Source organism: Streptomyces pseudoechinosporeus (genome assembly GCF_054783935.1).
The window spans coordinates 30,746-54,881 of the sequence record NZ_BAAGPS010000011.1; the positions used below are offsets into that span (position 1 = coordinate 30,746).

Below are 24,136 nucleotides of genomic sequence, written 5' to 3' on the forward strand. Positions count from 1 at the left end.
TAGGTCAGCGGGCGGATCCGTCCCTGCGATAGGGTTCTGACCTGTGTCGAAGCCCAACTCGACTTGTCATGTGGGGCTCAGACACAGGCTCTTACGAGCTCCTGAGCAGCTCCGCCAACGCGTCGAGTTCCCCCAGATACTCCTCCACCCTCATGGGCACCTTCGGCACCGCGCCCGGATGCGGTCCCGCCGCCGTGAACACATCGGTGTGCCGCCGTCGCCCGCTGCCCGTCTCCAGGAAGAGCGTCACCGTCGGCTCCGTCGTCCCGGTCCACGCGCGGTGCAGGGTGTGGGCGGGGAGGGCGTACGTGCTGCCCGCCGCGTACTGCGCCACGTGCGTCAGACGCAGCCGGGACGGGCCCGCGGGCTCCAGGAGCCAGTCGGCGGACTCGTCGGACAGGGACTCCTGGTAGCGGTCCGCCTCGACCCCGCCGTCGGGCACGGGTGCGTACAACTCCATCGTCAGGCGCCCCCGTACGACGTAAGAGGCAAGCGGGGAACGGTGGTTGTGGATGTCCTCCTTGCCGACCGCGCCGCGACCTGCGTGCCATAGGTGGGCGCGCAGCATGTGGTGCGGGCCGCCGTCGATGAGCAGAAGCTTGTCGAAGCCGAGGACATGGCGGTACGAGAGCCGGGCGCAGCCCTCCGGGTCGCCCTCGCCGGAGGCGAGTTCGGCGGTCAGCTCCAACAGCCGGTCGGAGGAGCCGAGTTCGGCGATTACGGAGCGGGCCGCCAACACCCGTTCGTGCTCGGGCAGTTCGCCGTCCAGTGCCTCGGCCAGCAGCTGTCGCGCCGCCCGGACCTGCCGACCGCCCATGCACGCTCCCTCCGACTCAGCCATGCGGCTGGTACATCCATACGGCATGAGCGCGCAGCGCCGAAAGACCTTGGTAGGTCATCCACATGGGACGGCGCAGCTCACTGGTGGTGTCTTCGCGGGGCCAGGTCCATATGCCGTCCGTCTGCGCCGCCCATACGGCGGTGGCCGCGCCGTCCAGCCGCTCGCGCCACTCCGCCTCCATGCCGTCCTCGCGTGCGATGTCGCGAGCGGCCGGGGTGAGCAGGGCGCGGACGATCCAGGAGGCGGTGAAGTGCCGTACGTTCAGGACCTCGTGGCGTGACGGGTCGTCGGGGCGTGGCCTGCGCACCTCCTCGCGGAGGCTGGTCAGGTCGAGGCAGGAGTCGTGCGGGGCGTCCGGGCAGGCCAGCAGCCAGCGGATGCCGTCCTCGCGGGCGGCGCGCGCGTTGGCGCTCTCGCCCACGACGCGGGCCGCGCGGTCCAGGGCGACCACGGCCTGCGAGGTGTGCAGCGGGGAGGGCGGGCCGTGCAGGGGCGCGAGGCGGTAGCTCCAACAGCGGCGGTGCTGGCGGCGCGGGTCGGTGACGGCGCCGTCGACGAGGGCCTCCTGGAGTACGCGTAGTACGTCCGAGCGGGGCGCGGCGCGCAGCAGGCCGCGCAGCACGGTCGTCACGACATGCGTCAACTCGCGCCCGGTGCGGTCGAGTTCGAGAGTGAAGCCCGACTCGCAGCGCGTCACCTCCGCGGCCACCCGAGCCGGGTCCACACCTGCCCGGGCCAGTGCGCCGAGCACCAGCGCGGTCACCTCGGGCCGGGCCACCGTCCCCTGCGAGCGCGCCGACCAGCCGCCGTCCGGCAGGCGCAGCCGCCACAGCGTCTCGACCAGCTCACCCGTGCTCAACCGCCCGTCGGGGACGCCGAGATCGAGCGCGATGTGCAGCCCGTACGCCGTACCGACCGGCGTCGGCCGGCCCGCGCTCTCGCCGAGCGAGTGCGGCCAGCCGGTGAGCCGCCCGCACACCGGATCGTCGACCACGCAGATCTGCTCGGCGAGATTGTCGTACGCCGACGAGAACAGCTGAGGAAGCGGTCCTGGCCCCGACAGCGACGCCGATCCCGCGATGAACTGCCCTGTCCCCGCTGGGGCGTTGCGCTCGGACCGGGCCCGCAGCAGCTCCGCCGCCAGCCAGGCCGAGAGCGCCGTACCGAGACCGGCGACTCCGGCGATCGCATACCTCGCGGCCTGCCCGTCGATGCTGTCCGGCAGCAGGCCGAACAGCGCCTGGAACACCGCGTAACCGGCGGCTACGCAGCCGAAACCGCCCAGCCACCGTACGAAACGGGGTGGCCGGGGACCGTCCGGCACCGGCGGCACGGGATCCGTTCTCAACGGCCCCCGTCCCAGCTGCTGTTGAGTCAAGGCGCGCTCCCTCCCCAGGGGCGGCACATGTGGGTCATGGCGAAGCTTCCAGTCTAAGTGCTACTCACAGGGCGCACTCGCACCACACCGTCTTGCCGCCCGGCCCCTGCTCCACGCCCCAGCACAGCGCGACCGCGTCGAGCAGCAGGAGGCCGCGGCCCGTCTCGTCGTCCGGCCCCGGCCGACGCCGGATGAGCCAGGCGTACGCCTCCGGGTCGCTGACCTCCAGGCGCGTACGGCCACCGTCCATACGGCTCAGACGGACCGTCACCGGCGTGCCCTCGCCCAGGTGGTTGATCACATTCGCCAGCAACTCGCTGACACAGAGCTGCACTTCGGGGCAGGGCCCGCCCAAGTACTCGCGCACAGCCCGACGTACCTCGGGAACGGCCTTGGCCACCGCCAGCAGTTCGAGGACGAGGGGCTTCATCGGCCCGCCGCCTTGTGCAGCGCCTCGGCCAGCTTGCGGGCGGTGGCCGTGTTGCAGTTGCCGAGCGCCACGAGGCCCCCGTGACGCGGCGGGTAGGTCCCCGCGAAGGCCGCCGCCTCGACGCCGAGCGACGGCAGCGTGATGCCGTTGGCTTCCAGCGCGGTGCGGAGGTGCTCCACGCAGTCCTGTACGTCGTGGAGATCGCCGTGGTGGGTCATGGCTGTACGCCTTCCTGTGCGTTGCGTGACGAACTCGTCACACAATGACGTCAGGCGGCGTACTGTAAAAGGGGTTTGGGGTCCACGGCGCCGGGTGTGGAAAAGGTGGTCAACGATGGTTTTGCGCAAGGACATTGACGGTTCGGCGAGCGTTCCGGAGTTCTACGGCAAGGAGTTGCGGTGGAAGCGGGAGGAGATGGGGCTCACGCTGCAGGAGACGGTGGAGGGCAGCTTCTACGCACCTACTTACCTGAGTGAGATCGAGCGGGGGCAGCGGAGAATGCCCGAGGATCTCGCCGTACATGTCGACCGGGTGCTGAAGACGGACGGGTTCTTCGCGCGACGGTGCGAGGACGTGCGGAAGGCCAAGCGGAAGGGACATGCCGGGTACTACGAGCGGGCTTTGGAGGCGGAGAAGCACGCGAAGACCATCGAGGAGTGGGCCCCGACTGTCCTGCCTGGCCTGTTGCAGACTGCCGCGAAGGTTGCCGGGCCGCCTGATCGGGCCCCGCCACCCCGATCGACTTCGGCGCGGCCAGGGACCGGGCGCCGCGAGCGAGCCCATGGGCCTGTCACGCAAAAACGTGAACAGTGAGGGGTGAAATGTCCTCCAGCCGCCCAAACGAGCGATGCATGAACACAACAGGGAGAAATGCTCACGCTTTCGGACTCAACCCCCAGGGAGGACCACAGGCCCGGCGGCCGACCGGCACGCCCGCCTCCGCAACGCCGCTTCCTCAATGGACGTGACCGTGGAACGTAACGCGCACCGTGTCCACGTCTGCCGGGCCAGTTGGGCGGTCAACGGCCCCCGGTTCGGCCAAGACAGCGGCGGTAGCGCAACTTGTTGAGAGAGGCTCCGCCGGTGGTGTCCTCCACGGCCGCGCTGTCCGGGCGTCATCCGGCGGCTTCGTAGAACCGCCGGGCCCGTTCGTTGTCCTCCAGGACCCATAAGGTGGCCTGCGTGTAGTCGGCCTGTCCGAGGGTCGTCAGCGTGGCCGACATCAACTGCTTTCCGATCCCGGTGCCCCAGACCTCGGGCATCGCGTAGAGCGTGCCGATTTCCGCGGTGGCAGGGATCTCCTGAGACGGGCCGAAGCTTGCGAATCCGACGATGCCCGCCTCGGTTTCGGCCACCAGTACTCCCGTCCACGGCCACTGTGCCTCCGCGATGCGTGCCTTCCACTCGGCCTCTTCGCGGCTCCGGTCCATGGCGTCGAGGTAGTGCTGGGGAACGAGCCCCGCAAAGGCCGCCTGCCAGGAGCGCACATAGACACCAGCGACCGCTGATGAGTCATCAGGCCACGCCTGTCGAGTCTGCACGCCCTAAGTGGTGAGCGGGACACCTGGGGCGGTGACCGGAGGCAACCTCTCCGCGAGACGTTCCGCGAAGTCGACGGGATGCGTGACCGCGCCGATGTGGTTGCCGGGGAACTCCACGAAGTCGCTGCCGCTTCGTTGGGCGAGCATGCGCGCGGTGCGGTGGGGGAGTTGGCCGTGCGAGTCGTGTCCACCGGCGAGGGTGAGCCGGGCGAAAAGGGGCTTCAGGGCGGCGAAGTCCGGTACGTACGCGGTGAATTGGCGCAGGACGTGGACGACGAACACGGCCATGGGGTTGTCGGGGACGGACGGTGATGCGGGGGTCGGGGAGGTACCGACGGGTGGCGGTGCTTCCCAAGCCCGGTCCTCCAGCCCGGCGTTGAGTCGGACCATCGCGGCCTGGAGACCCTCCGCGCGATATATCTCGTACACCTCCTCGAACATCGCCCGGTGTCGCGCGGCATCGGGCAGTACCGTCACGCTCGGCGGCTCGTGGGCGACAACGTGTCGTACCCGGTCCGGGTGGCGGGTGAGCAGGTCGAGTGCGGCGATGCCGCCCGAACTGCTGCCGAAGACGTACGCGGACGCGCCGCCGGGAAGCACCGAGTCGAGCACCTGACGCGCGCCGTCGCTCCACGCCTCCACCCGCTGGTCCTCCACGGGCTCGCCGAGCCGGCCGTGCGCGAGACCCATCGGGTCGTACGTCACCACGGTGAACCGGTCGGCGAGTCGCTCCACGAGCCCGTCGAGGCCCATGGGATGCCCGGCCCCACCGGGGATGACCAGCAGCACGGGTCCGCTGCCGCGCACCTCGTGGGGCGGGGTGGTCTCAGACATGTGTCTTCTCCTCTCGGGGCCAGTGCTCCAGGGCGATGTGCAGGGCGTCGACGGCCTTGTCCCAGGACGTCTGGACGTCGCGGGGGTGGCCGAATCCGCCGCTCGCTTCGAGGTGGCAGTAACCGTGGAAGGTGCTGCGCAGCAGCCGTACGGCGTCGGTGAGGTCGGGCTCCGTGAGGCCGTAGGCGCGCAGCATGCCGTACGTGACTTCGGCGGTGCGCCGGAACACGGCCGAGTCGGCGACCAGGGCCGGATCGACTTGGATCTGCGTGGCCGCGTACCGTCCAGGGTGCTCCAGCGCGTACTCCCGGTAGGCACCGGCGAACGCGACCAGCGCGTCCTTCCCGGCCCGCCCGGCCACGGCGAGCTCGATCCGCTCGATCATCTCGCCGCCCGCCAGCAACGCGAGCCGCGTGCGCAGCTCCTGCACGTTCTTGACGTGCGAGTACAGACTCGCGTCCTTCACGCCGAACTGCCGCGCAAGCGCGGTGACGGTGACGTTCTCGAACCCGACCTCGTCGGCGAGCTCGGCGGCGGCCTCGACCACGCGGGCGGTCGTGAGCCCGGCTCGGGCCATGCGGTGTCACCTCCGGCAGAACCTAGACCTCCTAGGTTGGCGCCTAATGTAAGCACGTTTCCCACGCTCACCGCTGTAGTTGCTTGAGCAGTCTGCGGGTGCTGGGAGAAGGGGACGCGTCGATGCGGCTCAGCGCCGCCTCGCAACGCTGGAACGCGGTGAGGACGCCGCCGTCGTCGCCCAATGCGTTCGCGGCGCGCATCCGGACGCGCCAGGCGACTTCGCGGAGCGGGTCGAGTGCGGTCGCCCGGTCGCACAGGCGGGCGGCGTTGCCGTACTGATGGAGTTGCAGGGCGAGTTCGGCCGCCGACGAGAGGGCCTCGACGGATTGCCGGGTCAGGGTCCCGCGCCGTTCCTCCACCCACTGAGAGGTGCGGTCCGACAGGTACTCGCCCTCGTTGCGGGCCAGGAGCCCCTCGATCGTGGACAGCTTCGCTTGTCCGGCCAGCCGGTGCGCCTGGGCGAGGCCGGCTTCGAAGCGCAGCGACTGACACCCGCGGGCGACTTCTTCGGCGAGAGCCAGTCTGTTCTGCTCGATGGTGAGGCGCAGTTGGGGCGGTAGTGCCAGGTTCAGCTGGTGGACGGCCTGGCGCAGGTAGGCGCGGGTCGACCGGTCGTCGCGGGCGAACAAGGCGTCCAGCACGTCGCGGCGATCGGCGGCGTGGCCGTGCCTGCTGCCCAGGTAGGAGAGCAGTTCGAGGCTCTTGCTGATGCGCAGGCGGGCTTCGGTGCTGTCGACGGCGAGGGCGTGCCGTCCGAACTCCGTGACCGTCACCGTCGGCGTCCGCTCCATGACCTGGATGTTCGCCCCCTGGGCGGCGAGTGCCCGGCCGACGGCGTGCCACGGGGTGTCCGCGTCGGCCTCGGCGTCGATGCGCCGCGAGGCGACCGCGGGGAACTCGGTGAGGATCTGGAGCAGAACGTGATGGGAGCCGTGGCGGCCCGCCACCCGGAAGGCCAGGTCGGCGGCCCGGTCGGCCTCGTCCTCGTGACCGGCGCGCCACTCCGCCTCCGCCAACAGCGCCGCGGCGATGGGCAGTTCCAGGAAGAGACCGCCTGCCTGCATGAGCGACACGGCCTCGCGCAGACAGTCGAGCGCCTCGGCGTCGGCGCCGCCGCGCAGCAGGAGCCAGCCTCGCCAGGCCCGGCCCTTGGCCAGGGGCTGCAACGCGTGCTCGATGAGCGGGTCGTTCTCCAGCTCGTCGAGGATCGCCAGGGACGTCGCGACGTCGCGGCGATCCAGGATCCGGAGCCTGACCAGCCCTTCCGTGAAACCGAGGTACCAGGCGTGTGCCCCGGCGTCGAGAGCGAGCTTGCGGCCTTCCTCGAGGGCAGTGATCGCTTCGGTGGGGCGCCCGGCGTCCAGCAGAAGTTCCGGCAGGACCGCGTGCAGGCTCAGGGAGTTGGAGACCGAGTCACGGGTCCGCTCGTACAGCTCCAGGGCCTCGCGGGTGTGGCCCTGAGCGCGGAGCGCCGCGATCCGCCACGGGGTGGCCAGAGACCTGCCCCAGTGCGATTCCAAGGAGACGTCGAGGTCGGTGAGATGGCCGGACCAGTACTTCGCGAACAGTACGGCCGCGTCGAAGGGTCCCCCGGTCAGCTCCGGGGGCGTATCGATGCGGTACGAGGGAAACAGGGTCCCGAGTGCGTAGCGCACGGCGGCGACCTCCGCACCGGATTCGGCCAGCCGCAGGATCTCGTCCGCGTCCTGGAGACGGCCGCACTGGGCGTAGCAGTACGTCATCAGCGCCGCCGCCCGCTCGGATGTCCGGGCTACCTCGTCCCGGACGCCGGACTCCAGGAGCGCGTCGGCGATGGCCGCTCCCCCTCGGAAGTCGTCCCGGGCCCAGGCCAGCATGAGCCGCGCCGTGGTCAGTTCCCGCGGTTCGCGCCCGGCCGTGCCGAACGCGTCCAGCCACCGCTCGGCCACGGGAAGGTCCAGCCGCTCGATCAACTGCCGGATCACGCGCGCCCCGCAGACGCGGGCCTCGGCGAACTCCCCGGCCTGCAGCAGGACTTCAGTGGCCTCTTCGTCATGCCCCTCGGCGGCCAGCAGCCTGCCGTGGGCGAGGCGGATCCGGCGCAGCTCCACGTCATCGCGGTGGCCGAGCTGTTCGAGCAGGTACTCGCGGAATCGCGGGTGGCAGCGCATCGTCCGCCCGTCCGGGGACCAGACGACGGGCAGCCGTACCGACCGCAGCGACCCCATCCGCCCGGCTGGCCTGGCCAGTCCGAGCACCCGGGCCCGCTCGGCCGTCACCGCGTCGAGGACCGAGGTCGTCACGAGGAACTCCCGGTCCGCGCCGGGCAGTTCGCCGAGGATCCGCGAGGAGATGTAGCCGTGCAGCGGGTCGGCCTCACCCCCGACGACCGCGGTGTGCTCCTCGGAGCGCCAGGCCTCGAACAGCACGCCGGTGACCCAGCCGCCCGTCGCCGACACCGCCTCGGCCGCATCGATCGTGTCGTTGTCGTTGAGCCGCAGGGCGTCGGCCGCCTCCTCGACGGTGAAGGCGAGGTCCTCTTCGCGCAGGCACGCCACCGACGTCGGGTCGAGCTCCCGATGGACCGCCGCCGGGATGTCACGTCGGCTGAGCAGCACGGCACGCACCGTACGCGGCAGATAGTGCAGGAACGCGCCGAGCGCCTCCCATCCGTCGCCCGAGACCCCGAGGCGTTCCAAGTTGTCCAGTACGAGGACGAGTTGGTGCCCCTTCAGGGATTCGGCGAGCAGCCCGGCGGACTCCGCGTGCTGGATGCCCGCGCGCAGCGCACGGGTCGCCACCTGGCGGGCGGCCGGTACGTGCCGTGCCAACGCGTCCTCGAGGTAGGCGAGCAGGCGTCCCGGCCGGCTGTCGGTCGCGTCGACCGACAGCCATGCCACCGGGTGGGGCAGCCGCGTCGTCGCCTGCCGGATGGCGATGGTCTTGCCTGCGCCCGCCGTCGCCAGTACGAGCACCACTTGCCGTCGCTCGATGAGCGTGCCGAGGGCGGTGTCGATCCTCGGCCGTGGGACGAGCCGTTCCGGCACGTCCGGAACGGAGATCTTGTGCTGGATGAGACCTACGGCGTCGGGCGCTGTCTGACGGGGGTCGTTCATGTCACCTGACCAGGAGGGCCTGCCGAAGTGGTCCGCGACTCGGCTCGGCAGCGGTGCCCCGGAGTCTGCCCCTTCACTGGCCTCTCGGTCCAGCGCACCAAGGCACTGTCACGCAGCAGGTCACAGGCCCACCTTGCCCGTCGCCCAGTACGGCTGTGTGTAGATGACGGACCGGTGCAGGTCGTACCGGGCACGGACGACGTTGCGGGCCCGCTGGATGGTCTGCCCGTGCCCGGACAGGTAGGCGTGCGTGACCTCCCCGGATCGCGGGGTGTCGTCCAGCCAGGACAGCACCACCGCCCCCGGCTGCTCGCTCTGCGCGACGACGTCCACGCCGGGCAACAGGTCCTGCACCAGTGGTACGTCCGGTGCGGGCACCTCGACCACGCCGCACACCTGGCCCTGGTCACCCAGCCAGCGGATCAGCGAGTTCCACAGGCCCACCGTGGTGCCGTCACCGCACACGAGGACGGGGCCGGGCACTTCACGCGCCCGGAAGCTCTGCGTCGCCTCCAGCCCCATCGCGCTGACACTGTCGCCGATCGCGAGCCCGTCCAGCCACGCGTCACCCGGCGAAAGCGGGCCCTCGGCGCCGACGCTGTGCCGGTGGAACAGGATCGACATCGCTCCCGTCGTGGCGTCGAACGCGTCCGGCGTGTACCGCCGGAACTCGGTCGGCGAGACCAGGAACGTGGTCACCTGGCACGGCGCCCACTCACGCCCCCGCAAACCCTCGCCGGAGAAATACACACGCCGAAACGACGGAGACAGATCCTCGATATCGGTCACTGTGCACGGCGTCCCACGGACCTCGATCATCCGGGCAAAGGGCGCGGGCAGTCTGGGCATCGCTCACTCCTCGTGGGGTGAAGTGCTGCGGAACTCGGGCATGATCTGCTCGGCGTACGTCTTCAGCTGCGCCCGCTGAATGTCCGGCGCCTCGTCGCCGGGCAGCGCCTGCGCCCAGTACTCCCAGACGAACCAGTCCAGCCGGCCGCCGCCGTAGACCTCGTACATGTCCTTCATCTGGTCCCGGACCTGCTCCGCCGTGCCGCAGAAGAGCAGTCCCGTCTCGTACATACGGCGGGTCAGCGCCCGCGCGTCGTCCAGACGCAGCTTGCGGTGGGGGTCGTCCGCGGCGGTGCGCAGTCCTTCGTTGAAGCCGAAGGCCTGGAAGAAGTTGTGGAACCAGTAGCCCGCGGTCTGGACGGCGAGGTCGAAGGCCTCGTCGAAGGTGTCGCCGAGGAAGACCTTCGCGACGACGCCCATGCCTTCGCCGAGCCGCAGGTCGCGGCGGTGTGCGCGGGCGGTGTCGCGGTACAGCTCGGCGATCGAGCGCACCTTCTCCCGGCTGCGGGCGGTCAGCAGCAGTGTCCGTCCGTTGCGGGCGGCGTCGATCACGGTCCGCGGTGAGGTGGTGGTGGGGATGAAGATCGTCGGCCGGTACAGGGGCTTGGGGACCACGCCGATCTGCCGCACGGTGTCCTCGTCGTCGATCTCGCCCGGGCCGCCGTAGGCGCGGGTCCAGTCGGCGAGCGGCCAGTCGCGGATGCCGCCGGTCGGGTACGGCACCTGGAAGTGCTTGCCGATGTGCTGGAAGGAGTCCTCGGCCCAGGCCTGTTCCACGATCGACAGGTACTCGTTGAAGATCTCCCGGTTACGGGCGTCGGAGCCCGGGTGGGAGGAGACGACGGCGTCGTCCTGGGCCAGTGTCTGCATCCAGCGGCTCTGGCGGCCACGGGCGAAGGCGACGCCGAGCCGGCCGGGGAACATATGGGTGAACATCGCGAGGTCCTCGGCGATGCGCACGGGGTTGTGGGCGGGCAGGACGAGGGACATCGGAGCGAACATGATCTGCCTGGTCTGCGCCGCGAGCTTCGCGTAGAGCAGCAGGCTGTTGGGCATGTTCTCGCCGCCCTCGGTCTGGAAGTGGTGCTCCGCGCTGCCGAAACCGTCGAAGCCGAAGGCGTCGGCCCAGCGGGCGATGTCCTCGTAGTTGCGCAGCATGGCCTGAAAGGCGTGGACGTCCCGGCCGATCGGGCGCCGTGCGCGTCGCTCCGCGGGGTGTACGGGGATGACGCTGCTGCACCAGACCAGTGTTTTCACGGTGTCTCCTTGGGTGAGGGAGTCATGCGGCCCGGAGGGTGCGGCCCAGAAGGACAGGGGCCCACGGGGACAGGGCCGCACCCTCCGTGATGTCAGCCCATGTGGACGGGCGCCGCACCCTCCACGTGCTGCTGCTTCTTGGCGTTGATCGCGAGGACGGTGACGGCCGAGCCGGCCAGGAACATGGCGCCCGCGGCGACGAAGGCCATGGTGTAGCCGTGGGTCAGCGCCTCGCCCGCCTTTGCCACCAGGGCGAAGTCCTGGGTCTTGAGGCCCTGGAAGAGGGCTCCGGCCGCCTCGGGCAGCTTGTCGTCGGCCGCGGAGGTGGAGATCGTCGACAGCACCGCGAGGCCCAGCGCGCCACCGATCTGCTGGGCGGTGTTGAGGAGGGCGGAGGCGATGCCGGTGTCCTGGTGGCTGACGCGGCTGACCGCGCCCAGCGTCAGCGGCACGAAGCCCGTACCCATGCCGAGCCCGGTGACGACCATCGCCGGCATGATGTGCCCGGCGTAGGAGGAGGCCGGCTCCAGCGTGGCGAACCAGAACATCCCCGCGGCTGCCACCAGCAGCCCCGGTCCGGCGATCATGCGGGGACCGACGTACGTGACCAGCTTGGAGCTGAGCGCTGCCGCGATGCCCATACCGACACTGAAGGGCACGTAGGCGAAGCCGGTCTTCACCGGGCTGTAGCCCAGGATGAGCTGCATGTAGAGGGTGAGGAAGTAGAAGGTGGCGAACAGGCCCGCGCCCAGGAACAGCATGGCGGCGTAACTGCCGGAGCGGTTGCGGTCCTTGAACAGGTGCAGCGGCATCATCGGGTCCGAGACGCGGGACTGGAGGATCAGGAACACCGCGAGCAGTACGACGGCCGCCGCGAAGGAGGCCAGGGTCAGATCGTTGGTCCACCCGTGTTCGCCGCCGCGGGTGATGCCGTAGACGAGGGCGATCAGGCCGCCGGTGCCGGTGATGGCGCCGGGCACGTCGAGACGGCCGGGGTGGCGTTCGGCTTCGACGAGGGTGCGGGTGCCGGCGAGGACGGCCAGGCCGATCGGGATGTTGACGAAGAACACCCAGCGCCAGTCGAGGAAGTCGGTGAGGACGCCGCCGAGCAGCAGGCCGACCGTGGCGCCGATCCCGGACATGGCCGCGTACACGCCCATCGCCGAGTTGCGGGGCTTGCCCTCGGGGAACGTGGTGGTGATCAGCGCCAGCGCGCTGGGTGCGGCGAGTGCGGCTCCGACGCCCTGGAGGACACGGGCGCCGATCAACAGGGCCTCGTTCGGGGCGAGTCCGCCCAGCAGGGAGGCGAGGGTGAAGACGGCTATGCCCACCTGGAACATCCGCCTGCGGCCGAACAGGTCACCGGCCTTGCCGCCGAGCAGCAGCAGTCCGCCGAAGGCGAGCGCGTAGGAGTTGACGATCCACGCCAGGTTCGCGTCGGACACGCCCAGGTCGGTCTGGATGTTCGGCAGGGCGATATTGGTGATGGTGGCGTCGAGGACCACCATCAACTGGGCTGTGGCGATCACGAAGAGCGCCAGACCCAGATGCCGTCGGCCGCCCGAGGGGGCCCCGGACGCGTCGGCACCCGGCTGTGCCGGGGGTGCGGTGGTCGTGCTGTCGGAAGGCAAGGGGAACTCCAAAGGATGGCGATGGTGCCGATGGGCGGATTTGGCGAATGGCGAAACCATGCCGTCAGAGTGTTAGCGAAGGAGAAACCCGAGGTCACGCACCTTCAGGACGAGCTCGGGCTGCCTGTGCACGGGGCGCCGGGTTCGGGAGTCTGGGGGCCCTGCACATAGGCGGTGATGAACTGCTCGACGCGGGGGTCGGATGCCGCGTCGACGGTGAGCTGATGGCCCCAGGCGGACAGCGTGATCGGCCCCGACTGACCGGTGACGGGGCTCATCAAGGTGTACGGGGTCCTGGCGACCGTATCGGCCAGCCTCTCGATGTCGGCGGCGGTGGCCGTGCCGTTGTACGTGACCCACACCGCGCCGTGCTCGAGGGAGTGGACGGCGTTCTCGTTGCGGACCGGCTTGCTGTAGACGGTGCCGTCGCAGTTCGTCCAGGCCGCGTCGTGGTCACCGCCGACGGGCGGGGTCATGGGGTAGTCGACGGTGCCTTTGACGTGGTCGTACGTCAGCGAGTCGGCGTCCCAGACCCTTTCGCCCTGTACGTGTTTCCTGGCCGCGGCGGCTTTCCGCTCGCCGTCCTCATGGGCGCTCAGCGCCCAGTAACCGACGAGCCACGCGAGGACGATCACGCTGATCGTGACGAGGAAGACGCGGTGGCGGCGCTCCCGAACCCGGAGCACCGCCACCACGCGGGCCTCGCGCCCCGCCTCAACTCTCCCTGCTGTCGCGGCCCTTGCTCTGGTGGGCTTGCCCATCTGGGGTGTCAGGCGTTCCAGACGCCCTGCGCGGCAACAGCCTTGGCGTAGTCGGAGAAGTCCCGGGCAGGTCGCCCCAACGCGCGCTTGACACCGTCACCGAGTGTGGCGAGGCCGCCGGAGCGTACGTGCTCGTACAGGCCGATCGACAGCTGCACCCACTCCTCGGGCACGCCCTGCGCGCGCTGCTCCTCCGCGTACTCCTCCGGGGTCAGCGGTACGTAACGGATGTCGCGGCCGGTGGCCCGGGCGATCTCCTCGACCGTGTCGGCGAAGGACATGAGGCGAGGGCCGCTGATCTCGTAGCACCACCCGGCGTGCCCGTCCTCGGTGAGCGCGGCGACCGCCACCTCGGCGATGTCGTCGGCGTCGACGAACGCCTCCTTGCCGTCCCCGGCCGGCAACCGCACCTCGCCGCTCAGCACGGGGTCGTACAGGAAGTCCTCGCTGAAGTTCTGGAAGAACCACCGCACCCGCAGCACGGTCCACTCCAGGCCCGCGTGCTCCAGCGCACGCTCCGTGGCCAGCACGTGTTCCTGGGCGGGACCCCAGGCATCGCTGGGCGTGGACAGCAGCACCGCGTGCCGGGCTCCGGCGGCGGCTGCCTGCCGGGCGAACGCGGCGACGTCCTCCGCGGCCTGCGGGCTGCCGAGGTCGGGGTGCACCAGGTACATCTTCGTCACGCCGCGCAGTACGGGCTCCCAGGTACCGCGGTCCGACCAGTCGAAGGCGGGCGTACCCGAACGGGACGCCGCGCGGACCCCCACGCCCCGCTCTTCAAGCAGCCGTACAACCCTGCGTCCCGTCTTGCCCGTAGCACCCGTCACCAAGATCATGTCGTCATTCATGAACTCAACTGAACCAGCCGCAACCCGCCCCAACCATGCCAAGCAGACTCAGGTCCATATCCGTTCGTCTACGTTGCCCGGCATGGATCCACCCCCGGAGCCAAGCCCATGGGGGTCTGGCTTCCGGGGGTGGTTCGACGGCGCCTCAGGTCAGCCGATCGGTGCGTACAGCACCCCCAACTTGTCGATCTCGTTCCCCGCGCGGCCCGTGAAGCCGACGATCTGCCAGCCGGACGGGGCGGTGTACGTCACGGTGCTCGAGGTGGGTGAACCGGCCGCCACCGTACGGGACTTGTCCGTCGTGAAGGCCGCCGAGAAGATGCGCGTGTGGCCGTCCTTCTGGCCGCTGGTGAGCTTCACCGAGGTGAGATGTTCGTCGGCGGCCAGGGTGAGGGACGTGGCCGTGCCGCCCGTACCGCCGTGGGTGAGGGACGTACCGCCGTCGTGAGTCAGGGATACGGCATCCAGGCGGGCGTTGCCGCGCAATGTGAGCGTGCGGGGTGCGGGCGTGGCCGGGAGGTTGTCCGCGTCGTTGAAGGCCGTGCCGTGCGGGCCGCCGAAGAAGTCGCTGGCGCGGAGGTCCGAGGGCAGGGTCCAGGAGAAGTCGACCGTGTGCGGGAAGTGGTCGGAGAGGTTGCCACCGGCCTCGTCCAGGAACTTCGACCAGTCGTTGTTGTAGCGGGTGGCGTCGAGGTTCACCAGGTCGCTGCCGCGGTAGAGGACCTTGTCCACCACCTCGCAGTCGTTCGTCGGCGCCGTCTGGGGGCAGACGAGCGCTTCGCTGCCCTGCGCGGGGGCGTTGCCGCCGCGGACCAGGTCGACCCAGGGGTCGCTCAGGCCGTTCTCGTTCACGAGCGTGCGGATGTTGTCGCCCGCGCGCGTGTAGCGGGTGTTGGTGTCGCCCATGACGATCACCGCGTTGCCCGCCGAGTTCGCCTGGATGAAGTCGGAGAGCTGGTCGATGTTGGCGCGGCGGGCGGCGAGGGCGTCGTCGGTCGAGTCGGCGTTCGTGTGGACGTTGTAGAGGTCGATGAAGACGCCCTCGGCGAGCCGGACCCGGGCCAGTGAAAAGCCCTTCGGGGTCAGGCAGTTGGTGCCGGTGCAGTTGTTCCACTTCACCCGCTGGAAGTCGTCGAAGGCGTAGTCCGAGAGGGTGTTGAGGCCGTCGCCGAACGGGACCCCGCCGCTGGTCGCGGTGCGGTGCGGGTGGTCGTCGCCCGCGTACAGCGCCGCGTGGTAGTTGAAGTCCTCCTGCACGTTGACGATGTCGTACGCCCCGAGTCGCGGGGAGATCAGCGGGGTGTTCTTCGCCGGGTTGCCGGAGCTCAGCCCCTCCGGGAGGCCCGCGACGTTGTACGCGAGGACGTTGAAGGTGCCCGACGAGGGGGCGGCGGCCCTCGCTTGTGCCGAGGTCGTGGCGGGTGCACCACTGGCCGTGGCTGCGCCGGCGAGCCCGGCCGCGGCCAACGCGCCCGCCACAAGTGTGCCGATGAGTCTTCTCATGGGGGGTGTCTCCAGGGGACGGAGGAACGGGAGAGGAAGATCAGCGGTGCTCAGGGTCGAGGCAACTCATGCGCCGCACAAGGGTAGTTGCGGAAATCCTGCGAAAATTGTGAAGCGCGGGGACAGTTGATGCGACCAAGTTGCCTGCGGATCATGCCCTGGTTGAACATTGTTCATGTTTCGCGCCGAGTCTCGCACCCGCGTGGTCAAACCGACAGCGCGAAGGCGAAGAAGGCACAGAAGGCAGGCCGACATGGGTCACGGGCACGGGCACGGTCACGAGCATGGACACGGGCATCACCACCATCACGACCACCAAGGCACCGATCTCCCGGCCGCCTTCGACACCTCCGTACCCGACGAGGCCCTGACCCCCGAGCAGCACTCGCGCCGCTCCATGCTGCGCCGCGCGGGCCTGCTCGGCGCGGGTCTGACGGCGGCCGGAGTGCTCGGCGGAACGGCTGCCGCGCAGGTGACCAATTCCGCGCCGGCCTCCACCGGCAGCCGGAAGGGCAAGGGCTTCCTCTGGCTGGCCGGCGACCACCACATCCACACCCAGTACAGCAACGACGGCAAGTACCGCGTCTCCGACCAGGTCCGCCAGGGCGCCAAGCACGGCATGGACTGGATGGTCATCACCGACCACGGCAACGAGACGCACGCCAAGATCGGTGTGGAGAAGGTCAACCCGGACATCGTCGAGGCCCGCGACACGTACGAGGACACCCTCGTCTTCCAGGGCCTGGAGTGGAACATCCCGGCCGCCGAGCACGGCACCGTCTTCGTCCACCCCGGCAAGAACGAGGTCTCCGTACTCAAGCAGTTCGAGACCGACTACGACGGCGGCGTGAAGAAGGCGACCGACTCGACGCCCGCCAACGAGGCCCTCGCCATCGCGGGCCTCAACTTCCTTGCCGAGCAGGTCCAGCGGCGCAAGGTCAAGGACGCCCTGATGCTCGCCAACCACCCGGCGCGCAAGGGCATCGACTCGCCGCACGAGATACGCGCCTGGCGCGACGCCACGTCCGCACGCCACCAGATCGCGGTCGGCATGGAGGGCGCGCCCGGCCACCAGGCCGGCGGTATCGCCGAGCCGCTCGGCATGGGCCGCGCCCGCGGTATCTACGACGGCAGCCCGAGCGCCAACTCCTTCGCCGGTTACCCCCTGGAGAGCTACCGCACCTGGGGCGGCTTCGACTGGATGACCGCCACCGTCGGCGGCCTGTGGGACAGCCTCCTCGCCGAGGGCAAGCCCTGGTGGATCACCGCCAACTCCGACTCCCACAACGTCTACACGGACACCGCCAAGCGCGGCGGCCCCGACAGCGACTACCTCGCCAACGGCAAGCACACCGACCCCGTCTACAGCGGCACGATCGACCTCACCGAGGGCGACTACTGGCCCGGCCAGTACAGCCGCACCCACGTCGGCGCCGACGGCTTCAACTACGCCGCCGTCATGGACGGCATCCGCGCCGGCCGCGTCTGGGTCGACCACGGTCAGCTCATCAGCGGCCTCGACGTACGCGTCTCGGGCGGCAGCCGCTGGGCCACGCTCGGCGGCGCGCTGCACGTCAAGAAGGGCACGAAGGTGACGCTGACGGTCGAGGTCGCGCTCGCCAGCGGCGCCAACTGGGCTGGCTTCGTACCGGAGTTGGCCCGAGTCGACGTCATCCAGGGCGATGTGACGGGTGCGGTGAAGGACAAGGACACCTTCACCGCGCCGACCGCGAAGGTCGTCAAGTCGTACGAGGTCGGAAAGTCCTCCGGCAAGGTCCGGCTCACGTACGAACTCGGCCGCGTCGACCGCCCGCTGTACGTCCGCCTGCGCGGCACCGACGGCAACCGCTCGGCACCGGGCCTGATGGGCAAGGCAGTTGACCCGTCCGGCCCCGCGATCGACGTCGTCGGCGACGCGGACCCGTGGGCCGACCTGTGGTTCTACTCCAACCCCGTGTGGGTCCTCCCGTCGTGACCACGTTCGACGGCGACAGCGCCTTCTGGGTCGACACCGAGACGACGACCCTGCAGGAGGCGGACCATCTGCTCCAGTCGCTGGCTGCCGAACTCGCCCTTCCGGAGGGCGTGTTCGGCTGCACGCACCTGGTGCGGGGGGAACGGCCGCGGGTTGTGCTGTCGTTCACCGGGGCGTCCGCGGAGGCGAGGCAGGGGCTGGCGGCGAAGGGGTACGAGGTGACGGTCGGCGTTCCCGACGAGGTGGGCCGCGCCGTCCTCTACCCCGGGGTCGCCCGGCTTACCGGGACGGTGACGGTCGCGGAGCTTGTGTCGGGCTCGGCGATCGACCGGGTTGCGGTGCTGGGCGGGTCCGGCGAACCCGCGCCGGAGCAGCGGATCCTGACGAGGGATTTCGTACGTCCGGAATGGCGGGACGGGGAACTGGTCCTGGCCGCCATGCCTGCCGCGGGCGGCGTCCTGGTCCCGTTCGAGGTACCGGACCCGACGCCGTGCTGCGCGGATCACTGAACGCCGTCGCTCAGCCGCGGGCGGCGTACGTGACGAACTCCGTCCAGGTGGTGGGGGAGAGGGCGAGCTGGGGGCCCTCGGTGTTCTTGGAGTCGCGTACGTGGATGGTGGTGGGGCAGGCGGCGACCTCTATGCAGTCGTCGCCGGAGCTGCCGCTGTGACTGGACTTGTGCCAGCCGGGGGCGACTTCGAGGCAGTCGCCACTGGAGCCGCTGCTGTAGCTGGACTTGCGCCAGTCCAGGGCGACTTCGAGGCAGTCGCCGCTGGCGTCGCCGCTGTAGCTGCTCTTGAACCAGGCCAGTTCGTCGGTGCTCATAGCGCTCCTCGCAGTTGCTTCAACAGGCTCGCGGAGTCCTCGGGAGTGAGGGCCTGCGAGCGCAGTTTCGCATACCGCATCTGGAGCACGCTGATCGTTTTCGGGTCGGAGATGAGCTGGCCGGTTTCCTGGCCTTCGATGTAGCCGTACCACTGGTTCTGCGGCGTTTCCAGCAGCATCATGGGCCCGTTCAGCCCGGCATGCACACCGCGAGAAAGCGGCAGGACCTGGATCTCGACATTCCTCAGCGAGCCCAACTCCAGGACTTGCTCGATGAGTTCACGAGTGACTTCAGCCCCTCCCGTGCAGCGCTTGAACATGTGCTCATCGAGGATGAAGCTGAACGCGGTGTTCTGCCGCTCCCGCAGCATCCGTTGCCGATCCTGGTGGGCGGTCAGCCGGTCCTCGATCTCCTGGTCGGTGAACAGAGGAAGCCGGTTCTCGAAGAGCGTCCGTGCGTACGCCTCCGTCTGCAACGTGCCCGGAATCAACCGGCATTCGTACGTGCACAGACTGATGGCTGTCTCCTCCAGCCCCGCCCACTTGCGGAACCACGCGGCGAGACCAGGCTGCCGTCCGATCTTGCGGGCCGCCTTCCGGAGGATCCCGTACGCGTTGAGGGCCTGCTCGGCTGCCTCCACGAAGTCGTCCGGAGGCAGGCGTCTGCCTTGTTCGACGGAGGCGAGGAAGTGCACCGAGAACTTCATCTTCCGGGCAAGTTCCTCCTGGGTGAGTCCAGCGTGCTCGCGAAAGCCCTGCAGGACCGCGCCGAAGGTCTGGAGGCTCTCGGAGGGCTCGGGTTCGGTGTTGTTGCTGCCGGTTGTCATTGCGTCGCGTACTCCAGGGTGGTGTTGTGTGCGCAACCGCGCGAAGTCACCCATGGTTACGGTCAGTTAAGCGTCCTGTCTACCCTGAGTACTCGTACGCTGACGTTGCGTACGGGTTGCAGAGCTGGTGACCGCGCGCGTACGCCGCCACCGTGGACGCATGACGAACCACGCCCTGCCCCAAGTCCCGGTCACCGCACGCACGTTCACACAGCGACTGAGCTCGACGCCACGAGGAGCCCGCCTCGCCCGGCGCCTCGTCGCCCACCGGCTCGACGAGTGGGGCCACCCGTACGGCAGCGAGACCAACGACACCCTCACGTCCATCGCGGCCGAGCTCGCGGCGAACGCGGTGCGTCACGGGCGGGTGTCCGGCCGGGACTTCCGCGTACGGCTGACGGAGGACGAGCGAGTGCTCCGTATCGAGGTGTCCGATCAGCGCGGGGACCGGTTGCCGGTGGTAGGGGCGCCAGGCACTGAATCCGAGGGCGGGCGTGGTCTGTTGCTGGTCGCGGGGCTGGCGGCTCGGTGGGGTGTGGACCTCCAGACGGACGGTCCGGGCAAGACGATCTGGGCGGAGGTGCCGCTGTGAGTGGCTCGCGTACACGCACGTGGTGCGGCGGCTGCCCCCAGGCAGGTAGATCTACGAACGTTACAGATTCCCAAGATGTGTAACATTCGCAGCCGGTACACCATGCCCGCCGACGCGGCCACCGCCGCCTTCGGCTCGCGAACCCGGCCCGCACGTAATCCGGTGGTGGGCGGCAGCCCGGTCCCGGCAGAGTGACCGTATGCCGACACGAGCCGCGTTCCTCCCGGGCCTCGAACTCTCCCGGATTCTGTACGAGGAGGCCGTGCGGCCGATCCTCGCCGAGGCGTACCCGGGGCTGCGGTACACGGCCGCCCGGATCGGCTCGGGTTCGGAGGTGCTGGGCTTCGACACGGCACGGTCGGCGGATCATGAATGGGGTCCGCGCCTGAACCTGTTCCTGTCGGACGAGGAGGTCGCCGAGCGTGGCAAGCGCATTCACCGGTTGCTGGCGGAGCGCCTGCCCAAGGAGGTGCGCGGCTGGCCCACGCACTTTCGGCGCCGTGACGACGACGCGCTGGACCCGGTGTCGGGCCACATGGAACTGGTCGACGGGCCCGTCGACCACCGGGTGTCCGTGGACGGGCTCGGGCCGTGGCTCGTGGCGCAGCTCGGCGTGGACGCGCTCGCCACCCCCGAACTGACCGTGCACGACTGGCTTTCCATCCCGCAGCAGCGGCTCCTCGAGGTGACCGCGGGCGCCGTCTTCCACGACGGACTCGGCGCGCTGGACGCCGTACGGCGGCGCCTTGCCTGGTACCCGGACCAGGTGTGGCGTTACCTGCTGGCCTGCCAGTGGCAACGGCTCTCCCAGGAGGAGGCGTTCGTCGGCCGTTGCGCGGAGGTCGGGGACGACCTCGGCTCCGCGGTGGTCGCCGCGCGCCTGGTACGCGACCTGATGCGGCTGTGCCTCCTCCTGTCGCGGACATACGCCCCGTACAGCAAATGGCTCGGCAGCACCTTCGCCCGACTGCCGGTGGCGGCTGACCTGACCCCGTCGCTGCGCGGTGCGCTCGCCGCGACGGAGTACGCGGACCGGGAACGGCACCTCTGCGACGCGTACGAGAAGGTCGCCACCCTCCACAACGCCTCCGGCGTCACCGACCCGATCGACCCCACCCGCCGCCGCTACCACAACCGCCCGTTCCTGGTCCTCCACGCCGAACGCTTCGCCCAGGCCCTGAACCAGACGGTCACCGACCCGGAACTGCGCTCCCGCCCACTGATCGGCAGCGTGGATCAGTGGGCGGACAGCACTGACTTCCTCTCTGGCGCGCCCCGTGGCATCGCCGGCCCCCACCCCTATCCGTGAAAAGCGTGAACAGTCACGGGGAAGATGTCCTTCGGACGCTCAAGCGAGCGGTACGCGAACACCGTGGGGGGAAGTGCTCACGCTTTGCGACACAGCACCCCCCCGGGGGGGTGCGGGATCTTCGTCATTCCCGGGGCCGTTCACGTCCACTACAGTGCGACGTGGGCCGTGACTGGCGCTGAGGTGGAGCACCACCGGGGAGCGGCCCGACGAATCGGTCGATGCCGTGCGCCTGGGCGAGTGGTCAACTACGCCTGGAAGGCGGCCATGTCCCCGACACAGACGGCCCAGCTCATGAACGGCACCGGACTCGCCCGGCGCATCATCGAGGAGACCGCCGCCCGCGCGGCGCAGATCTCACAGCGCACCAGCGTGGCGCCATGCCTGGCGACGGTACTGGTGGGCGAGGACCCGGCATCCGTGACGTACGTCCGTATGAAGCGGGCCCGCTGCGCGAAGGCCGGCATCACCTCCCGCCATGTCGGTCTGCCCGCCACCGCCACGACCGCCGAACTGGTCGACACGCTCGCCGCCCTGTCCCAGGACCCCGGGGTGCACGGCATCCTGCTGCAGCACCCTGCGGGTGAACACATCGACGAGCGCGCGGCGTTCGAAGCCATCGCCCCGGAGAAGGACGTCGACGGCGTCACGGTGCACTCCTTCGGCGCGATGAGCTTCGGGCTGCCCGGCTTCGTATCGTGCACGCCCGGCGGGATCATGCGGCTGCTGGACGAGTACGATGTCGACCCCGCGGGCCAGCATGCCGTCGTTGTCGGCCGCAGCGCGATCCTCGGCAAACCGGTCGGGATGCTCCTGCTCGCCAAGGACGCCACGGTGACGTACTGCCACTCCCGCACCGCGGACCTGTCCGCTGTCCTCCGGGAAGCGGACATCCTGGTGGCGGCCGTAGGACAGCCCCGGTTGATCCGCGGAGAGGACATCAAACCGGGGGCGGTGGTGATCGACGCCGGATACAACCCAGGCAACATCGGCGACGTGGATTTCGACACCGCCCGCACCCGCGCCCGCCTGATCACTCCCGTCCCTGGCGGCGTCGGACCGATGACCATCACCGTCCTGCTCTCGCAGACCGTGGACGCCGCCGCGCGTCAGCTCGAAGTCCCGGAACGCTGAGACCATCCTCAACTGCAGGCCCCACTCCGCTGATCACGAAGCTCGGTGGGGGTGCGCCGGGTGGCGTGTGACGAAGCCCGGACTCTAGCGAGCGGTCTCGTGCTGAGGGCCGGGGCAACGAACTTGACCTTGCGGCCTACTTCGACCTCGAGTCTCGGGATGCTGTTCCCAGCATGTGGAAGGAGACAGGAATCCGCGCTTCAGGGAAGAGGAAGCGGTCGAGGTGCTCAATGGTGAATCCCGCCCGCGTGATGGCTTCTTGAGTGTCGCGGCCGGTGTGACACCCGCCGACGAGGAGCGGCCAGACGGTGGCGTCCAGCAGGTGCTGAACTCGGATGAGGCCGGAGGTATCGGCGCGGATGTGTTCCAGGAAACGGAGTTGTCCACCTGGTCTGAGTACGCGGAGGGCTTCACCGAGGGCCACGTTGAGATCGGGGACCGTGCACAGCACGAACGAGAACACCGCGGCAACGAAGCTCTTACCGGGAACGGAAAGCCTTTCAGCACTGCCGGCGGCGACATGGATCGGAACGGGCGCCTGCTGTGCGGCGGCTTCTGCGAGTCGCCTCAGGTGTGGTTCGGGTTCGACCGCCAGTACGTGGGTGACGGTTGGCGGGTAGTGGGTGAAGTTCGCGCCGTCCCCGGCACCGATCTCCCGACCGGAGCGGACATCATCGTGCGCGAGGTCCAAGACATCTGTCTGGGGCGACCAGAGGAAGCTTGCGTCCACGCCGGCAGGACCGTCGTCTGTGGTCAACTGGCCGTGATGCGGTCTGCTGCATCGTGTAGCGCGTGGCGTGCTTCATGGGTCCAAGCTGCCGCGACGAAGACGTGGAATGCGGCGGGGTAGATACGCAGGTCCACCTTGGTGCCCGCGGCGTTGGTTTTGGCTGCGAACTTCTTCGCATCGGGCAGGAAGATGTCGTGACCCCCCTGGTAGATGAACGTCTGCGGCAGTTTCTCGAGGGTGTCGTAGAGCGGGCTGACGAGGGGGTCGGTGGTGCTTCGGGCTCCTGCCCAATCCCCGCCGGCGGCGGCGAGCCCCTGAGGAGCGAGGATGGGGTCGAGGCCGGTGATGGCGGCGATGTCGGGATTGCTCATGGTGACATCGACCCACGGGGAGAACAGAAACAGGCCGTTCGGCGCCCGAAGACCCTTTTCACGGTAGAGAATCGCCTGGCCGATGGCCAGACCCGCCCCGGCGGAGTCGCCGACGAGGAACACCGGGTCGTTCCCGGCCCGCTCGGCCACTGTCCGGTAGACGTCTTCGAGGAGCTGGTAGGCATCGTCGGCGGTGTGCTCGGGTCCGAGTCCGTAGAGCGGGACGGTGACCCTCGCTCCCGTCCGGCGGATCAGCGTCGCGATGATCCGCCAGTGCATGCCGGCCAGCGGGTAGATGTAGGCGCCGCCATGGGTGTAAATCAGGTTTGTGTTCCTGCGGCCCGACTTCGGGGTCAGCGTAATGACCTGGTGGCCGTGGACAGTATCGGTGGCGATGGAGCAGGAACGCCGCAACGCTGCCGGGACGGGGGCAGCCGGGTGGGGGCGGGCCATGGACTTCCGCATGCTTTCCACCGTGACGAAAGTGTTCGGTCTCAGGCGCAGGAGGGGGCGCGTCAGGTTCATGGTCAAAGACACGGTCCGCTCCTTGAAGGGGGCTTGGCGCCCCTGTAAGTCGGTGGTGCAGGGATAGATGCGTAGCGGCTGGCGAGATACTTGACGATGCCCGTCATCGACCGCTCTCTGGCACGTGCGGGCCCGCTCAATCCGTTGTTTCCCAAGGCTGACCTGCCAGACGTACCCCTGGTGGTGCCCATGGAGATCACCCTGCGTGCCGCCCGCCACCCTGGTCGGTGACCCAAACCGAGGGGGCGAGACCGCGTGCGGGCCCGGAACGACGGGAAGATCACCCCGGCGAGAAACCTGT

23 protein-coding genes, 1 pseudogene and 1 riboswitch are annotated in these 24,136 nt (G+C 69.5%); of the genes and pseudogenes, 6 read left to right on the forward strand and 18 right to left on the reverse strand.

Translation table 11 applies throughout. The features are described 5' to 3' along the window. Positions 1 to 91: 91 nt before the first annotated feature. The 4 genes from ACYVO6_RS16630 to ACYVO6_RS16645 all read right to left on the reverse strand — a co-directional run bounded on the left by ACYVO6_RS16630 (position 92) and on the right by ACYVO6_RS16645 (position 2,867). Positions 92 to 817: a hypothetical protein gene (locus ACYVO6_RS16630; protein WP_461061961.1), complete on the reverse strand. Its 726-nt coding sequence runs from the start codon at positions 815 to 817 to the stop codon at positions 92 to 94. Positions 818 to 833: 16 nt separating this feature from the next. After that, positions 834 to 2,219 (reverse strand): hypothetical protein, encoded by a 1,386-nt coding sequence (locus tag ACYVO6_RS16635; RefSeq protein WP_461061963.1) that lies wholly within the window; start codon positions 2,217 to 2,219, stop codon positions 834 to 836. Between the two features lie 64 nt (positions 2,220 to 2,283). Further along, a complete protein-coding gene (locus ACYVO6_RS16640) occupies positions 2,284 to 2,649 on the reverse strand; it encodes an ATP-binding protein (RefSeq protein ID WP_461061965.1) in 366 nt (121 codons plus the stop codon). Continuing rightward, positions 2,646 to 2,867: a hypothetical protein gene (locus ACYVO6_RS16645; RefSeq protein WP_461061967.1), complete on the reverse strand. Its 222-nt coding sequence runs from the start codon at positions 2,865 to 2,867 to the stop codon at positions 2,646 to 2,648. Before ACYVO6_RS16645 ends, ACYVO6_RS16640 begins: the two co-directional genes overlap by 4 nt. A gap of 115 nt (positions 2,868 to 2,982) precedes the next feature. On the opposite strand from ACYVO6_RS16645, the pseudogene ACYVO6_RS16650 reads away from it, so the two are divergent. Beyond that, positions 2,983 to 3,348: pseudogene (locus ACYVO6_RS16650) on the forward strand (helix-turn-helix domain-containing protein); the annotation flags it as partial. Between the two features lie 416 nt (positions 3,349 to 3,764). Here ACYVO6_RS16650 and ACYVO6_RS16655 read toward each other — a convergent pair. The 10 genes from ACYVO6_RS16655 to ACYVO6_RS16700 all read right to left on the reverse strand — a co-directional run bounded on the left by ACYVO6_RS16655 (position 3,765) and on the right by ACYVO6_RS16700 (position 15,547). Continuing rightward, on the reverse strand, positions 3,765 to 4,136 hold the full coding sequence (locus tag ACYVO6_RS16655; RefSeq protein WP_461061969.1) for a GNAT family N-acetyltransferase: 372 nt from the start codon (positions 4,134 to 4,136) through the stop codon (positions 3,765 to 3,767). Positions 4,137 to 4,193: 57 nt separating this feature from the next. Beyond that, positions 4,194 to 5,024: an alpha/beta fold hydrolase gene (locus tag ACYVO6_RS16660; RefSeq protein WP_461061971.1), complete on the reverse strand. Its 831-nt coding sequence runs from the start codon at positions 5,022 to 5,024 to the stop codon at positions 4,194 to 4,196. Further along, complete coding sequence (locus ACYVO6_RS16665; protein ID WP_461061973.1) at positions 5,017 to 5,601, reverse strand: TetR/AcrR family transcriptional regulator; 585 nt, start codon at positions 5,599 to 5,601, stop codon at positions 5,017 to 5,019. The genes ACYVO6_RS16660 and ACYVO6_RS16665 overlap by 8 nt, the downstream gene beginning before the upstream one ends. Before the next feature lie 67 nt (positions 5,602 to 5,668). Beyond that, positions 5,669 to 8,698 carry a BTAD domain-containing putative transcriptional regulator gene (locus ACYVO6_RS16670; protein ID WP_461061975.1) on the reverse strand — a complete coding sequence of 1,010 codons (3,030 nt, stop codon included), beginning with the start codon at positions 8,696 to 8,698 and terminating at the stop codon, positions 5,669 to 5,671. Between the two features lie 120 nt (positions 8,699 to 8,818). Further along, positions 8,819 to 9,547: a siderophore-interacting protein gene (locus ACYVO6_RS16675; protein ID WP_461061977.1), complete on the reverse strand. Its 729-nt coding sequence runs from the start codon at positions 9,545 to 9,547 to the stop codon at positions 8,819 to 8,821. 3 nt (positions 9,548 to 9,550) lie between these two features. Continuing rightward, positions 9,551 to 10,804 carry an LLM class flavin-dependent oxidoreductase gene (locus ACYVO6_RS16680; protein ID WP_461061979.1) on the reverse strand — a complete coding sequence of 418 codons (1,254 nt, stop codon included), beginning with the start codon at positions 10,802 to 10,804 and terminating at the stop codon, positions 9,551 to 9,553. Between the two features lie 92 nt (positions 10,805 to 10,896). Continuing rightward, positions 10,897 to 12,435, reverse strand: coding sequence for an MFS transporter (locus tag ACYVO6_RS16685; protein ID WP_461061981.1), 1,539 nt, complete (start codon positions 12,433 to 12,435; stop codon positions 10,897 to 10,899). 104 nt (positions 12,436 to 12,539) lie between these two features. Next, positions 12,540 to 13,196: a DUF3105 domain-containing protein gene (locus tag ACYVO6_RS16690; RefSeq protein WP_461061983.1), complete on the reverse strand. Its 657-nt coding sequence runs from the start codon at positions 13,194 to 13,196 to the stop codon at positions 12,540 to 12,542. A gap of 8 nt (positions 13,197 to 13,204) precedes the next feature. After that, a complete protein-coding gene (locus ACYVO6_RS16695; protein WP_461061985.1) occupies positions 13,205 to 14,044 on the reverse strand; it encodes an NmrA family NAD(P)-binding protein in 840 nt (279 codons plus the stop codon). 150 nt (positions 14,045 to 14,194) lie between these two features. Then, positions 14,195 to 15,547, reverse strand: coding sequence for a jacalin-like lectin (locus ACYVO6_RS16700; RefSeq protein ID WP_461061987.1), 1,353 nt, complete (start codon positions 15,545 to 15,547; stop codon positions 14,195 to 14,197). Positions 15,548 to 15,800: 253 nt separating this feature from the next. Between ACYVO6_RS16700 and ACYVO6_RS16705 the strand changes: the two genes are divergently transcribed. Next, complete coding sequence (locus tag ACYVO6_RS16705; protein ID WP_461061989.1) at positions 15,801 to 17,522, forward strand: PHP domain-containing protein; 1,722 nt, start codon at positions 15,801 to 15,803, stop codon at positions 17,520 to 17,522. Next, entirely contained in the window at positions 17,519 to 18,031 is a 513-nt protein-coding gene (locus ACYVO6_RS16710) for a hypothetical protein (protein WP_461061991.1), read from the forward strand. The genes ACYVO6_RS16705 and ACYVO6_RS16710 overlap by 4 nt, the downstream gene beginning before the upstream one ends. A gap of 10 nt (positions 18,032 to 18,041) precedes the next feature. Here ACYVO6_RS16710 and ACYVO6_RS16715 read toward each other — a convergent pair whose 3' ends face one another. Both ACYVO6_RS16715 and ACYVO6_RS16720 read right to left on the reverse strand, forming a co-directional pair. Beyond that, positions 18,042 to 18,347, reverse strand: a complete 306-nt coding sequence (locus ACYVO6_RS16715) for a DUF397 domain-containing protein (protein ID WP_461061993.1) — start codon at positions 18,345 to 18,347, stop codon at positions 18,042 to 18,044. Continuing rightward, positions 18,344 to 19,174, reverse strand: a complete 831-nt coding sequence (locus tag ACYVO6_RS16720) for a helix-turn-helix domain-containing protein (RefSeq protein ID WP_461061995.1) — start codon at positions 19,172 to 19,174, stop codon at positions 18,344 to 18,346. The genes ACYVO6_RS16715 and ACYVO6_RS16720 overlap by 4 nt, the downstream gene beginning before the upstream one ends. A 160-nt stretch (positions 19,175 to 19,334) precedes the next feature. Here ACYVO6_RS16720 and ACYVO6_RS16725 point away from each other — a divergent pair, with 160 nt between their 5' ends. The 3 genes from ACYVO6_RS16725 (at position 19,335) to ACYVO6_RS16735 (ending at position 22,209) form a co-directional block, all read left to right on the forward strand. Next, positions 19,335 to 19,766, forward strand: a complete 432-nt coding sequence (locus ACYVO6_RS16725; RefSeq protein ID WP_461061997.1) for an ATP-binding protein — start codon at positions 19,335 to 19,337, stop codon at positions 19,764 to 19,766. Positions 19,767 to 19,965: 199 nt separating this feature from the next. Then, positions 19,966 to 21,075, forward strand: coding sequence for a DUF4037 domain-containing protein (locus ACYVO6_RS16730; RefSeq protein WP_461061999.1), 1,110 nt, complete (start codon positions 19,966 to 19,968; stop codon positions 21,073 to 21,075). Positions 21,076 to 21,233: 158 nt separating this feature from the next. Next, positions 21,234 to 21,320: riboswitch (ZMP/ZTP riboswitch) on the forward strand. 22 nt (positions 21,321 to 21,342) lie between these two features. Further along, positions 21,343 to 22,209, forward strand: coding sequence for a bifunctional 5,10-methylenetetrahydrofolate dehydrogenase/5,10-methenyltetrahydrofolate cyclohydrolase (locus ACYVO6_RS16735; RefSeq protein ID WP_461062001.1), 867 nt, complete (start codon positions 21,343 to 21,345; stop codon positions 22,207 to 22,209). Positions 22,210 to 22,345: 136 nt separating this feature from the next. Here ACYVO6_RS16735 and ACYVO6_RS16740 read toward each other — a convergent pair whose 3' ends face one another. Both ACYVO6_RS16740 and ACYVO6_RS16745 read right to left on the reverse strand, forming a co-directional pair. Next, positions 22,346 to 22,966 (reverse strand): class I SAM-dependent methyltransferase, encoded by a 621-nt coding sequence (locus tag ACYVO6_RS16740; protein ID WP_461062003.1) that lies wholly within the window; start codon positions 22,964 to 22,966, stop codon positions 22,346 to 22,348. Next, on the reverse strand, positions 22,963 to 23,847 hold the full coding sequence (locus ACYVO6_RS16745; protein ID WP_461062005.1) for an alpha/beta hydrolase fold domain-containing protein: 885 nt from the start codon (positions 23,845 to 23,847) through the stop codon (positions 22,963 to 22,965). The genes ACYVO6_RS16740 and ACYVO6_RS16745 overlap by 4 nt, the downstream gene beginning before the upstream one ends. Between the last annotated feature and the right edge of the window lie 289 nt (positions 23,848 to 24,136).